This window comes from Jiangella mangrovi (assembly GCF_014204975.1).
Classification (GTDB): domain Bacteria; phylum Actinomycetota; class Actinomycetes; order Jiangellales; family Jiangellaceae; genus Jiangella; species Jiangella mangrovi.
In genome coordinates this window covers 5,399,919-5,412,593 of record NZ_JACHMM010000001.1, presented here as the reverse complement: position 1 = coordinate 5,412,593, position 12,675 = coordinate 5,399,919, and the positions used below count along the sequence as shown (strand labels likewise).

At 71.4% G+C, this 12,675-nt stretch carries 12 protein-coding genes; 5 read left to right on the top strand and 7 right to left on the bottom strand.

The features are described 5' to 3' along the window. Positions 1–47 precede the first annotated feature (47 nt). Both HD601_RS25195 and HD601_RS25190 read left to right on the top strand, forming a co-directional pair. Positions 48–302: a type II toxin-antitoxin system prevent-host-death family antitoxin gene (locus HD601_RS25195; protein WP_184830177.1), complete on the top strand. Its 255-nt coding sequence runs from the start codon at positions 48–50 to the stop codon at positions 300–302. After that, positions 299–727, top strand: a complete 429-nt coding sequence (locus HD601_RS25190) for a PIN domain-containing protein (protein WP_184826574.1) — start codon at positions 299–301, stop codon at positions 725–727. Before HD601_RS25195 ends, HD601_RS25190 begins: the two co-directional genes overlap by 4 nt. 12 nt (positions 728–739) lie before the next feature. Here HD601_RS25190 and HD601_RS25185 read toward each other — a convergent pair whose 3' ends face one another. Genes HD601_RS25185 through HD601_RS25155 form a run of 7 tightly spaced genes read right to left on the bottom strand, consistent with a single transcriptional unit; the run spans position 740 to position 7,948 of the window. After that, the gene (locus HD601_RS25185; protein ID WP_221441295.1) at positions 740–1,639 is read right to left on the bottom strand and encodes an NAD(P)-binding domain-containing protein; all 900 of its coding nucleotides are present in this window, start codon (positions 1,637–1,639) and stop codon (positions 740–742) included. After that, the gene (locus tag HD601_RS25180) at positions 1,636–2,331 is read right to left on the bottom strand and encodes an SDR family oxidoreductase (protein WP_184826572.1); all 696 of its coding nucleotides are present in this window, start codon (positions 2,329–2,331) and stop codon (positions 1,636–1,638) included. Before HD601_RS25180 ends, HD601_RS25185 begins: the two co-directional genes overlap by 4 nt. Next, positions 2,328–3,230 carry a cupin domain-containing protein gene (locus HD601_RS25175; RefSeq protein WP_184826570.1) on the bottom strand — a complete coding sequence of 301 codons (903 nt, stop codon included), beginning with the start codon at positions 3,228–3,230 and terminating at the stop codon, positions 2,328–2,330. The genes HD601_RS25180 and HD601_RS25175 overlap by 4 nt, the downstream gene beginning before the upstream one ends. After that, positions 3,227–4,594, bottom strand: a complete 1,368-nt coding sequence (locus tag HD601_RS25170; RefSeq protein ID WP_184826568.1) for an amidohydrolase family protein — start codon at positions 4,592–4,594, stop codon at positions 3,227–3,229. Before HD601_RS25170 ends, HD601_RS25175 begins: the two co-directional genes overlap by 4 nt. 56 nt (positions 4,595–4,650) lie before the next feature. Beyond that, entirely contained in the window at positions 4,651–5,649 is a 999-nt protein-coding gene (locus tag HD601_RS25165) for an alpha-ketoacid dehydrogenase subunit beta (RefSeq protein ID WP_184826566.1), read from the bottom strand. Further along, positions 5,637–6,626, bottom strand: a complete 990-nt coding sequence (locus tag HD601_RS25160) for a thiamine pyrophosphate-dependent dehydrogenase E1 component subunit alpha (protein WP_184826564.1) — start codon at positions 6,624–6,626, stop codon at positions 5,637–5,639. The genes HD601_RS25165 and HD601_RS25160 overlap by 13 nt, the downstream gene beginning before the upstream one ends. Further along, positions 6,623–7,948, bottom strand: a complete 1,326-nt coding sequence (locus HD601_RS25155) for a M24 family metallopeptidase (protein ID WP_184826562.1) — start codon at positions 7,946–7,948, stop codon at positions 6,623–6,625. The genes HD601_RS25160 and HD601_RS25155 overlap by 4 nt, the downstream gene beginning before the upstream one ends. Before the next feature lie 130 nt (positions 7,949–8,078). On the opposite strand from HD601_RS25155, the gene HD601_RS25150 reads away from it, so the two are divergent. The 3 genes from HD601_RS25150 (at position 8,079) to HD601_RS25140 (ending at position 12,668) form a co-directional block, all read left to right on the top strand. Then, complete coding sequence (locus HD601_RS25150; RefSeq protein ID WP_184826560.1) at positions 8,079–8,840, top strand: cupin domain-containing protein; 762 nt, start codon at positions 8,079–8,081, stop codon at positions 8,838–8,840. A gap of 652 nt (positions 8,841–9,492) precedes the next feature. Next, positions 9,493–10,956, top strand: coding sequence for an amidohydrolase family protein (locus HD601_RS25145; protein WP_184826558.1), 1,464 nt, complete (start codon positions 9,493–9,495; stop codon positions 10,954–10,956). After that, the gene (locus HD601_RS25140; RefSeq protein ID WP_184826556.1) at positions 10,953–12,668 is read left to right on the top strand and encodes an amidohydrolase; all 1,716 of its coding nucleotides are present in this window, start codon (positions 10,953–10,955) and stop codon (positions 12,666–12,668) included. The genes HD601_RS25145 and HD601_RS25140 overlap by 4 nt, the downstream gene beginning before the upstream one ends. The last annotated feature ends 7 nt before the right edge of the window (positions 12,669–12,675 follow it).

The following is a 12,675-nucleotide window of genomic DNA, read 5'->3' as shown; positions in this document are numbered from 1 at the left end:
TGTGGCTATAATGGACTAGGTGAATGTGGACGCAAGGAGGTCGTGTGGTGGACGTCGGGGTGCGCGAGTTGCGTGACGGCCTGAGCCGCCATCTTGCTGAGGTCCGTTCGGGCCGGGTGGTGACCGTCACGGATCATGGTCGTCCGATCGCGCGGATCGTTCCCGTGGACCGGTTGACGAGACTGGAGCAACTGCGCGCCGAGGGCCGGGTGCAACCGGCGCGCAGGCGTAAGCGGCCGGCGCCCGAACCAGTGGCGGCGACGGGCACGGTGAGCGACCTGCTCGGTGATCAACGTCGGTGATCGGTTACCTGGATACGTCTGCGTTCGTGCCGTTGCTGGTCCGTGAGCCCACGAGTGAGTCGTGTCAGCGGTTCTGGGACGATGCTGATGCCGTGGTGTCGAGTCGGCTGCTCTACGTCGAGACGGCTGCGGCGTTGGCTCAGGCATGCCGGATGGGTCGGCTGACGGAGAGCGCGCTCGACGCGTGCATGCGGCTGTTGGACGAGCTATGGCTCGATATCGACGTCGTGGAGGTCGACCAGATCGTCGTGGAGCGAGCCGCGGTGCTGGCTCGCCGACTGGAGTTGCGCGGGTACGACTCGGTGCATTGCGCCTCAGCGGAGCAGCTCAATGAGGATGACCTCGTAGCCGCCGCCGGTGACCAGAAGCTGATCGGTGCTTGGGGAAAGCTCGGGGTGGCAACGTTCGACACCGGTGGCCCCTGACGGTCCGCCTGGTCAGCTGTGGCCACGCAGGTACCGTGCGACCGCGCTCATGTCCTCGTCGCCCAGCCCGGCGGCGACGGCGTCCGCGACGGCTCTGCGGTTGGTGACGGCCTGCGGCATCGGGGCGCCGGCCCGCGCGGCGAGGTCGAGGATGAGGTCGAGGTCCTTGGCGACGAGGCCGAGCCGGAACGCGACCGGCGTCTCCTCGGGCCGCTCGAAGGCCGCCCGCTTGTACTGCACGAACGGGCCGCCGGCGACGCTGCCGGCGAAGACCTCGTAGGCGGCCGCGCGGTCGACGCCGGAGCGCTCGGCCAGCACCAGCGCCTCGGCGACGGCCTGGTTGAGCGCGTGCACGAGCGCGTTGACGGCCAGCTTCATGGTCGCGCCGGCGCCGTGGTCGCCGACGTGGAAGATCTGCTTGGCCAGCAGTTCGAGCACCGGCCGGGCGCGGTCGAGGTCGGCGGCGTCGCCCCCGGCCATGATGGTCAGCTCGCCGCGCTCGACCACAGGCACGCTGCCGGAGACCGGGGTGTCGAGCATGGCGCCGCCCTCGCCCTCGCGGACCAGCGCGGCGAGGTCGATCGAGGTCTGCGGCGCGACGGTGCTGGTGTCGGCGACGACGGTGTCGGGTCCGGCACCCGCGGCAACGCCGTCAGGCCCCGCATAGGCGGCGCGGCAGGCGGCGTCGTCGGCCAGCGAGACCAGCACGACGGGGCCGGCCTCGGCCGCCTCGCGCGCGGTACCGGCGACCCGAGCCCCGGTGGCGGCGGCCACCGCCTGCGCGCGGTCGACGGACCGGTTCCACAGCACCACGTCGACGCCGGCCGACCGCAGCCGCCCGGCCATGGCCGCGCCCATGCGCCCGGCGCCGACGACACCGACCGGGCCGGTCACCTCGAGGGAGTCGCTCACGTCAGCAGCCAGCCCCCGTCGACGTTGAGGTTGACGCCGTTCATCGCCCGGTTGCGGAGCAGGAAGTCGACCGCGTCGGCGACGTCGGCCATGGTGGCCAGGCGCCCGATGGGCGTGCGCGAGATGTAGCCGTCGAGCACGCCCGGCGGCTTGGCCTGCCAGAACGGGCTGTCGCCGACGATGCCCGGGTGGACGGCGTTGACCCGCAGCGGCGCGAGCTCGACGGCCAGCGTGTGCACCAGGCCCATGACGCCGCCGTTGATGGTCGAGACGGTGGTCGACCCCGGGTAGGGCCGGTCCTTGGCGAGCCCGCCGAACAGGACGACGGCGCCGTCGGACGCCATGCGCGGCAGCAGCGCGTGCACCACCTCGGTGTAGCCGACCAGCTTCAGCGTCACCAGCCGGACCGCGCGGCCGACGTCGTAGTCGGCGGCGGTGTTCTGGTCGCGGTCGATGGCGGCGACGACGAGGTGGTCGACCTTCTCGACGCCGTCGAGCGCGACGGCGATGGCGGCGGGGTCGGACAGCTCGACGGCGAGGCCGCGACAGCGCGCCCCGATGTCGGCGGCCACGGAGTCGCAGCGGTCGCCGTCGCGCCCGGTGATGACGACGTCGTCGCCGGCCGCCACCCGCCGCCGGGCCAGCTCCAGCCCGATGCCGGACGTGCCGCCGACGATCACGATGGTTGTCACTGCTGACCTCCCAGGACGTCGCGCAGGTGGTTCCAGTCGCGGGCGAAACGATACGAGTAGCGCGGCGGCGGCGCCGGCGCCTGCGTCTCGAGCCAGCGCAGCGTGCCGCCGCCGGCGTTGCGGAACGCGTGCGGGCAGCCGACCCCGGCCCAGGCGACGTCGCCGGCCTCGAGCAGGTACGTCTTCCCGTCGAAGGACGCCTCGACCGTGCCCTCGAGGATCAGGTACGTCTCCTCGAACGGGTGGTCGTGCGGGGTGGTCGCGCCGTCGGGGTCGTACTGCACCATGAACATCGTGGTCAGGATGGCCCCGAGGTCGCTGTCGACCATCTGCTTGACGTTGATGCCGCCGTAGACGAGCAGCGCGGTGCGCATGCTGGCCGACACGGCGAGCAGGTCCTGCGACTGCTTCGCGGGGTCCATGTGACCGGGCCGGATGGTGCCGAACCGGTAGGTGCGCGGGTCTCGGACGTCGACGTCGGCGACCGGGCGAGGGTCGTCGAGCGGCGGCACCAGGAAGGTGTCGCCGTCGAAGTCGGCGCGCGGCTGCGGCCCCTGCATCTCCGCCCAGCGGGCCGGTCCGTCGCCGGAGCCCCGCCAGGTGTGCGGGACCGCGACCGGCAGCACGCCGTAGTCGCCCTGAGACACCCGGAACGAGCCCTCGGGCGTGGTGAGGACGGCCGAGCCCGAGAGCATGTGGAAGCTCTCTTCGAACGAGTGGACGTGCGCCGGCACCGAGCCGCCGGGATCGAGCTCGCAGACGCCGAAGCCGGTGTGGACGGCGCCGGCGGACTCGCCGACGACCGTCCACCGCCGGAAGCCTTCGGCGCCGGCGGCCCAGCCCGCCGGCGCCTCGAAGGCGGCCTGCGCCCCCCGCTGGACCAGGTGCCGCTCCGTCATCCCGCGGCCGCCTTGTTCTTCTCGGCCGCGGCGACCAGGCGGTCGCGGGCCGCCTCGACCAGGCCGCGGGCGCGGTCGACGTCGGCGAGTAGCTTCCCGCCCTGCTTGCGGATGACGCCGTCGACGATGACGGTCTCGACGTTGGAGACGTCGGCGGCCAGCACGACTGCGGCGACCGGGTCCATGACCGGGGCGACGTTGAGCGCCGTCGCGTCGATCAGCACGACGTCGCCACGCTTGCCCGGCGTGAGCGACCCGGTGCGGTCGGCCAGCCCGGCCACCTGCGCGCCATTGATGGTCGCCATCTCGAGCATGTGCCGCGCCGTGGGCGTGGTGTCGGGGTTGAGGGTGTCGGCCTGCCAGCTGGTCGCGTTGATGCGCGCCCGCTCGCCGCCGAAAGCCGCGCGCATCTGCGTGAACATGTCGCCCGGGACCGTCGTGACGACGTCGATGGACAGGCTCGGGGCGAGGCCGAACTGGTAGCTCTTGGCGACCGGCGGCCAGCCGTGGCCCATCTGCAGCTCGACCTGCGCGGCGATGGAGATGGTGCCGCCGGTGTCGGCGACCCGGCGCCACTCGTGGTCGCTGAAGTAGCAGCAGTGCACGTAGGTGGTGTCGGGCCCCAGCAGGCCGAGGCGATCGAGCTGCTCGACCATGGCGAACCGGCCGGCCAGGCGCCCCATGGCGACGTGCACCGTCAGCGGGATGCCGACCTCGCGGGCCAGCGCCCACTCGGCCGTGACGACGTCGTCCTGGCAGAACCCCGGCCCGCGCGTGGCCAGGCCCATGGTGAGCAGGCCGTCGTCGCCGGCGAAGTAGGTGCTGCGGATGCGCCGGACGTCGTCGCCCGGGATGACCTCGGCGCTGTTGAACCAGTACTTCGCCAGCGACGTGTTGGCCGAGCCGTAGGCGTACTGGGCGCGCAGCCCGGCCTCCCGCAGGCCGTTGATGGCGGCGTCGGGATGCTCGGGCGTGTTGTTGATGTGCGACCAGTCGACCAGCGTGGTGATGCCCGCGTTGAGGCACTCGAGCGAGCCCGCGAGGTTGCTCGCGTAGACGTCGTCGGGCCCGTACAGCGGGGCGAAGGTGTCGAGGATCTCGACGAAGTAGTCGTCCAGCGTGGCGTTCGGCGCGGACGTGCGAATGGCCGTCTCCCAGGTGTGCCGGTGGGTGTCGACGAAGCCCGGGATGACGATGCGCCCGGTGGCGTCGACGACCTCGGCATCGGTGACCTCGGCGGAGAGGCCCGGCCGGACGGCGACGATGGCGCCGTCCTCGATGAGGACGTCGGCACCGGCGACATCGCCGATGTCGGGATCCATGCTGATGACGTGGCCGTTGCTGAGCAGGAGTCGGGTGCTCATGAACCATCCCTCCATCGCGATGGCAGCTCTGAGGTGGGGGTGGAACGCTCGAAGGGTCAGTAGGTCGCGAGGCTCCGCACGGCGTCGACCACCTTGTCCACGGTGGGGATCACCTGGTCCTCCAGCGCGTCGGCGAACGGCAGGGGCACGTTGGCCCCCGCCACCCGCTTCACCGGCGCGTCCAGCAGCTCGAACCCCTCGTCGGCGACGACGGAGACGACGGTGCCGCCCCAGCCGCCCTGGAAGGGGTTCTCTTCGACGACGACCAGCCGCGACGTGCGCTCGACGGAGCGCAGCACGGCCGAGACGTCCAGCGGGATGAGGCAGCGCAGGTCGACGACCTCGGCCTCGACGCCCTCGGCGGCCAGCCGGTCGGCCGCCGTCAGCGCCAGCGGCACCGTGGACGCCAGCGCCACCAGCGTGACGTCGGTGCCCTCGCGCAGCACGGCCGCCTGGCCGAACGGCACCACGTGGCCGTCGGGCGCGGGCGCGCCCTTGCTGGCGAACAGCCCCTTGTGCTCGAAGAACACCACGGGGTCGTCGCTGCGGATGGCGCTGGCCATGAGCCCGACGACGTCGGCGGGCGTGGACGGCGCGGCGATCTTGAGGCCGGGGACGGTGAGCGCCCAGTTCTCGACCGACTGCGAGTGCTGCGCGCCGAACCCCAGCCCGCCGCCGTTGGCCGTGCGGATGACCAGCGGGACGGTGACCTGCCCGCCGGTCATGTAGCGCACCTTCGGGATCTCGTTGGCGAGGTAGTCCCAGCAGCAGGCCAGGAAGTCGCTGAACATGATCTCGGCGACCGGGCGCATGCCCGTCATGGCAGCGCCCATGGCCGCACCCACGATGGCCTGCTCGGAGATCGGGGTGTCCCAGACGCGGTCGGGGCCGAACTCGTCGAACAGGCCGACGGTGGTCTTGAAGACGCCGCCGGCCGCCCCGATGTCCTCGCCCAGGCACACGACCGAGGGATCGCGGCGCATCTCGCGCGCGATGCCCTCGGCCACGGAGTCGCGGTAGGTGACGACGTCCTGCGCTGTGGTCACGTCCGCCATGCGGCACCTCCGTCGGCCCATACGTCGGTGAACGCCTCGCCGAGGTCGGCCTGCGGGGCGGCCTTGGCAGCGGCGACGGCCTGCTCGACGACGGCGGCCGCGCGGTCCTCGGCCGCCTTGATGTCGTCGTCGCTGGTGCCGGACTCGCGCAACCGGCCGGCCGACACCGTCAGTGGATCGCGTTCCATCCAGCGCTCGAGCTCGCCGTCGGGGCGGTACTTCGCCGGGTCGGTGCGGCTGTGGCCGTAGTGCCGGTAGGTCTGCGCCTCGAGCACCGTGGGTCCGTCGCCCGCGCGGGCCCGACCCGCCGCGCGGGCGACGGCGTCGCGCACCGCCACCACGTCGTTGCCGTCGACGACCTCGGCCGGGATGCCGTAGGACGGGGCCCGGTCGGCCGCCGGGTTGCCGACGCCGGTGACGGAGCCGATGGGGGTGTACTCCATGTAGAAGTTGTTCTCGCAGACGAACAGCACCGGCAGCTTCCACACCGACGCGAGGTTCAGCGCCTCGTGGAACGCGCCGATGTTGGTGGCGCCGTCGCCGAAGAAGGCCACCGCCACCTGGTCGGTCTTGCGCAACCGGGCCGACCAGGCGGCGCCCACCGCCATGGGGAGGTGCGCCCCGACGATCGCATAGGAGCCGAGCATGCCCGCCTCGGCCTTCGTGAGATGCATCGAGCCGCCCTTGGCCTTGTTGAGGCCCGTCGAGCGCTGCATGAGCTCGGCCAGGCACTCCTCGGGCGTGGCGCCCCAGGCGATGGCGTGGTGGTGACCGCGGTAGGTGGCGAACGCGTAGTCGCCGTCCTTCAACGCCGCGCGGGTGCCGACGGCGACCGCCTCGTGTCCCGCCGCGAGGTGCGTCGTGCCCTTGACCAGCCCGGACAGGAAGAGGTCGTGCGCCGCCTTCTCGGTGCGGCGGATGACCGCCATGGTCTCGTGCAGCGCCAGCAGGTCGGTCGCCGTCGTCGTCTCGGTCATGGGGTGGCTCCGTTGCCGCTCGCGTTTCCGGTGTTCAGGTGGGACTGCGAGTCGCGCAGGGAATTCAGCTCGCCGCCGACGGTCCAGTACTTGCGACCGGCGACCAGCAGCTCCTCGGCCGGGAACTTCGTGATGACCTCGCAGCCGTCGGCCGTGACCACGATCTCTTCCTCGATGCGGGCCGCGGACCACCCGTCGGAGGCCGGCCAGTAGGTCTCGAGCGCGAAGACCATGCCCTCTTCGAGCACCTCGGGGTGGTCGAGCGAGACCAGCCGCGAGAAGATCGGCTTCTCCCAGATGGACAGACCGACGCCGTGGCCGTACTGCAGCGCGAACGCCGCCTCCTCGTCGGGGAAGCCGAACTCGTCGGCCCGCGGCCACAGCGACACGATGTCGGCCGTCGTCGCACCAGGTTTGACCTCGGCGATGGCGTGGTCGATGAACTCGCGGCAGCGGGTGTATGCGTCGCGCTGGGCCACGGACGCGCTGCCGACCGCGAACGTGCGGTAGTAGCAGGTGCGGTAGCCGTTGTAGCTGTGCAGGATGTCGAAGAACGCGGGGTCGCCGGGGCGGACGATGCGGTCGCTGTAGACGTGCGGGTGCGGCGAGCAGCGTTCGCCGGAGATGGCGTTGACGCCCTCGACGTACTCGCTGCCGAGGTCGTAGAGGACCTTGCTGACGACGCCGACGCACTCGTTCTCTCGCACCCCCGGGCGCAGGAAGCCGTACAGCTCGTCATAGGCGGCGTCGACCATGGACGCGGCGTGCGCGAGCAGCGCGATCTCGTCCGGCGTCTTGATGCGGCGGGCCTCGAGGAACACCTGCTGGCCGTCGATGACGGTGAGGCCCTGCTCCTGCAGCGCCATGAGCACCGGCATCTCGGCGACGTCGATGCCGACGGGCTCGTTCTGCAGGCCGTGCTCGGCGAGCACCCGGGCGATCTTGCCCGCGACGTCGTCGGCGATGCCGGCGCCGGGGTGGAACGCACCGCGCAGCGTCGAGATGCCCGCCCGGGCGCGGTTGGTGCCGTCGAGCCACGGGTTGTACAGCTGGTGGTGGCGCGCGGCGGACCCGAAGTCCCAGACGATGGGCTCGCCGCCGCGGGGTAGCAGCGCGAACCGGATGAGCTTGTCGACCGCCCACGTCCCGATGTGCGTGGACGTCATGTACCGGATGTTGGCGAAGTCGAAGGCCAGCAGGGCGCCCAGCTCGGACTGGTTCAGCGCGGCGCGCAGCCGCTCGAGCCGCTCGCGGCGCAGGCGGTCGAGGTCGATGCGCTCTTCCCAGTCGACCGCGTTGGGTCCGTAGGTGCGTATCGGCATTGCGCAGGCACCTCCTCGGCGTGTTCAACTACACTTACCATCTGAGTGAAGCGGAGCCGGGCTTCGGCGTCAACCGGTAAACTCCGCTCAGTCATGGTCAACAGCATGGTCAACAGTGAACGGAGACCGCGTGAGCCCGTCGGCAGTGCCCGCGATCGGTGAGCGCATCCGTCAGGAGCGGATGCGCAAGGGCGTCAGTGCCCGCGGGCTGGCGCGCGAGATCGGAGTGTCGGCGAGCCTGATCTCCCAGATCGAGACCGACAAGAGCCAGCCGTCGGTCAGCACGCTGTACGCCATCACCACCGCGCTGGGCATCTCCGTCGAGGACATCTTCGCCCCGGGTTCCGACGACGGCGTTCCCGCCGGTCCGCGGGCCGACGTCGTGGTGCCGCCGGTGGGTGTGGCGGTGCAGGTGTCCGACGTGCCGGCCGCGGACTCGGCGGTCTCGCCGGACTCGGCGGTCTCTCCGGGCGAGGCGGCGCCGTCGGCCACCTCGGTGCCCGAGACCATCAGCGCTCTGCGGGTCCTCGGCTCCGACCGCCGCCGCGTCGGCCCCGTCGTCCGGGCGGCCGAGCGCGAGGTGCTGACCCTGGACTCCGGCGTCACCTGGGAGCTGCTCGGCCAGGTCCCCGACGCCCACACCGACTTCCTGCGCATCACCTACCAGCCCGGCGGCTCGTCCTCGTCGGGGGCCGGGCTGCTCATGCGCCACTCCGGCACCGAGTACGGGCACGTGCTGAGCGGCGAGCTGGTGCTGACGCTCGGCTTCGAGGAGCACCACCTGCGGGCCGGCGACTCCGTCTCGTTCGACTCCACCATGCCGCACGCCTACCGCAACGACGGCACCGAGCCCGCCGTCGGCATCTGGTTCGTCCTCGAGCGCTCCGCCTGAGTTCCTTGCTGGGTGCGTGGGCTCGGGTGGGGTGGGGGGAGTCTGGCGACGGGTGCGTGGCCGGCGTCCTGGTCTGGCGTCACGTGAAACGTCCGGAATCGATCCGCGAACGTGACGTGAGACCAGGACGCCCTTTACTCGTGGCGACGTGGGCGGTCCACCACGATTGCCCGAGCGTCAACACGGTTGCAGGCGTAGTGCGACACGGGAGATCGTGCTGAACGTGATCGTTTCAGTGCAGGCTGACCTGCCTCTACGGCAGTAACGGTCAGCGGAGCTGTGCACATTGCCGACTCATGACGGCCGATGAACAATGGTATTGCACACTCTGTTCAGTTCTCCTACACTCCTGGCCCAGAGCTGCGTCCCACCCACTGCCCTGATCCGGGCAGATCGGAACGACCCCGTGGGAAGGCGGTGTCGGCTGATGAGTGAGGATGAACACCGAACCGAGCAGGGTTCGGGCCCGTCCCGGCGTGAAGTGCTCCGGACGGGCGCGGCTGCGGGAGTAGCGGCAGCCATGGCGGGTGTGGGGGCAGGAGCCGCCCACGCCGCGGAAACCGAGTCCACCACGACGAGCACCGCGCCGACGTCCATTCCGGGCGTCCGCGGCGACACGGATCTGGCCCTGGTCAATGGGCGGATCCACACCATGGACGCGAACGACACCGTCGTCTCGCACGTGCTGATCCGCAACGGCCGCTTCATCGGGGTCGGCAACGGGCCGGTGCGGGCGCAGGGCCGGCCGTTCGACGTCGTGAACCTGCGCGGCCGGACGGTGATCCCGGGCATCGTCGACGCCCACAACCACATCGTGCTGGTCGGCAACCGGCCCGGGTGGAGCACGGGCGCCGAGGACGTCTTCACCATCCCCGACCTCGTCGCGCGCTACCAGGAGCGCAGCGCCGACGTCCCGCCGGGGGAGTTCATCACGACCATCGGGCCCATCTCGGCCATGCAGTTCGCCGAACGCCGGCTGCCGCTCCTGGCCGAGCTCGACGCCGTCGACCGGCCCGTCTACATCCAGGCGGCACAGGGCGGCACCCGCACCAACAGCCTGGGCAAGGCCTGGCTCGAGGCGCGTGGGGTGGTCGTGGCGGCCGACGGCGTCATCGGCGGCGGGGCGACGGGGTCCAGCCGGGCCCTGCAGGTCATGCGCGAGCAGCTGCTGACACCGGAGACCCGGGTCCGCAGCGCGAACGACGCCCTGCAGTACTTCGCCACGCTGGGCATCACGACCCACCGCGACGGCGGCGCGTTCCACTCCGAGCTGCCGTCGGGCGGCATCGCCAACGAGAACACGTACACCATGCACCGGCCGTTCCTCACGCTCGACCGCGAGGAGCGCATGGCCGCCCGGCTGCGCATCGACTTCCTGCACCAGGACCCGGCGAACGACCCGAACCTGCCGACCCTGGCGCCGCGGCTGCGCAACAACTTCCCGTTCTTCGGCAACGACTGGCTGCGCACCGGCGGCATCGGCGAGTTCACCGGCGGCGGCATCGAGGGGCTGCGGGCCATCGCCCGGACCGGGTGGCGGGGCGAGGACCACTCGCTGAACCTCGCGTCGGCGCAGTCGCTGATCGCGCTGCGCGAGCAGGTGCACGCCGAGATCCCCATCGACCAGCTGCGCTGGATCATCTCGCACATCCCCGGCTTCAACGAGGACCTCGCCAACCGGTTCCACGCCATCGGCGGCGGCGTCCTGGTGGGCTGGGGCCCGACGCGGACGGGGACGAACGTCGGCCCGCCGTACCGCATGCTCTACGACCACCCGATCCAGGTCGGGTACCACTCCGACGGCGGCGACATCACCGTCATCAGCCCGTGGCTCAACCTCTACACGATGATCACCGGCCGCAACCTCGCCGGCGCGCACATCCTCGGCGACCAGAACCTCACCCGGCAGCAGGCTCTGCGCCTGGCCACGGCCGACACCAGGTGGTTCATCTGGGAGGACGACCTCGGGTCCATCGAGGTGGGCCACCACGCCGACCTCGCCGTCCTCGACCGCGACTTCTTCACCGTCCCGGACGAGGAGATCTACCAGATCCGCTCGCTGTTCACCGTGGTCGGCGGGAAGGTCGTCCACGACCCGGGGAGGTGGGTGCGATGACCGGCATCAGCCGCCGCGACGTCATCCGCGGCGCGGGCGCCGCCGCTGGAGCGGCCGCCGTCTCCTCCGGGGTGACGGCGACAGCTTCCGGTTCGCCCGGGCGCACGAACCCGGACACCGGCGCCCACGCCGACCTCGTCCTGACCAACGGCCGCATCCACACCATGGACGACAACGCCACGGTGGTCCGCGCGGTCGCCATCCGCGACGGCCGCATCGTCGCCGTCGGCAACTCCGTCCCGAACCCGGGCAGCAACGGCCGCTCGATCAACCTGCGCGGCGCCACCGTCGTGCCGGGCCTGATCGAGAGCCACACGCACTTCGTCAGCCTGGCCAACCGGCCCGGTCACCACGTGGCGCAGCTCGAGCTGGCCCGCACCATCGCCGAGGTCCAGGGCTTCCTCGCCGCACGGCGTCCGGACGTCCCGGAAGGCCAGTTCATCACCGCACTCGGCGGCTGGCACCCGCGGCAGTGGACGGAGCAGCGGCTCCCCACACTCGCCGAGCTCGACGCCGCCGTCCCCGACCGCCCGGTGTTCCTGCTGCAGACGTTCAGCGGGCCGTCGGTCACCAACACGCTGGGCAAGCAGTTCTTCGAGACCGTCACGTCGCCGCTGGCCGGGCCTGTCACCGTCAGTCCCACCGGCGCCATCACGTCCGGCGCGCAGACGAACGCGGCGCTCTACCACCTGCGGGTCCGGCAGACGTTCGAGGACAAGCGGCGCAGCGCGCTGGACGCCATGGCGTTCTCCGCGCAGGTCGGCATCACCACCGTGCTCGACCAGGTGCTGCCGCCGTCGCCGGGACCGCTCACGCCGAACCAGGCGCTGTCCGGCCTCGACCACTACCGCATGTACGACGCCTGGCTGTCGCTGCACCGCGAGAAGAAGGCGTTCATTCGCCTGCAGACCAACTTCCTGCACAACCAGGGCAACATCCCGGCGCTCGGGGACCTGGCGAACCAGCTGCCGGAACTGCGCGAGCGGCTGCGGCACCAGTTCCCGTTCTTCGGCGACGACATGCTGCGCACCGGCGCCATCGGCGAGTGGGGCGCGCCCATCGGAGCCGGCGCCGTCTGGCAGGAGGCGCAGCGGCTGATCGCCCAGGCCCGCTGGCGCAACGAGAACAGCCCCGGCAACCTCGCCGCGCTGACCCAGGTGGTCACCGCGTACGAGGCGGTGAACGCCGAGTTCGGCATCACCGACCTGCGCTGGGGCGTCCAGCACATCAACGAGGCCACGCCCGAGCTGCTGGCCCGGCTCAAGGCGCTGAACTGCGGCGTCTCGATGTCCGGGTTCCGCTGGCTGCAGGGCAACCCGGGAGCCAACCCCGTCGGGCCGCCGTTCCGCATGATCGTCGACAGCGGCATCCCGGCCGGCATGCACGAGGACGGCGTGCACATCGCGCCGCACAACCCGTGGTACGCGCTGCACTACGCGACCACCGGGCTCAACGCGCTGGGCCAGCAGATCAACCCTGGTCAGCAGCTCACGCGGCAGGAAGCGCTCCATTCCTACACCCGGGCCAACGCCTGGTACCTGAACCGCGAGGACCGCCTGGGCTCCATCGAGCCGGGCAAGCTGGCCGACCTGCTGGTCCTCGACCGCGACTACTTCACCGTCTCCGATGCCGACATGCGGCGCACGCTCCCCGTGCTCACCGTCGTCGGCGGCGAGATCGTCCACGACACCGGCGCCTTGCCGGTGCGGTGACGAGGAG

What these genes read in the sequence shown, in the direction of transcription:
- HD601_RS25175 (WP_184826570.1), bottom strand. Translation starts at nt 3,230, where the DNA reads ATGACGGAGCGGCACCTGGTCCAGCGGGGGGCGCAGGCCGCCTTCGAG.
- HD601_RS25170 (WP_184826568.1), bottom strand. Translation starts at nt 4,594, where the DNA reads ATGAGCACCCGACTCCTGCTCAGCAACGGCCACGTCATCAGCATGGAT.
- HD601_RS25165 (WP_184826566.1), bottom strand. Translation starts at nt 5,649, where the DNA reads ATGGCGGACGTGACCACAGCGCAGGACGTCGTCACCTACCGCGACTCC.
- HD601_RS25160 (WP_184826564.1), bottom strand. Translation starts at nt 6,626, where the DNA reads ATGACCGAGACGACGACGGCGACCGACCTGCTGGCGCTGCACGAGACC.
- HD601_RS25155 (WP_184826562.1), bottom strand. Translation starts at nt 7,948, where the DNA reads ATGCCGATACGCACCTACGGACCCAACGCGGTCGACTGGGAAGAGCGC.
- HD601_RS25145 (WP_184826558.1), top strand. Translation starts at nt 9,493, where the DNA reads ATGGACGCGAACGACACCGTCGTCTCGCACGTGCTGATCCGCAACGGC.
- HD601_RS25140 (WP_184826556.1), top strand. Translation starts at nt 10,953, where the DNA reads ATGACCGGCATCAGCCGCCGCGACGTCATCCGCGGCGCGGGCGCCGCC.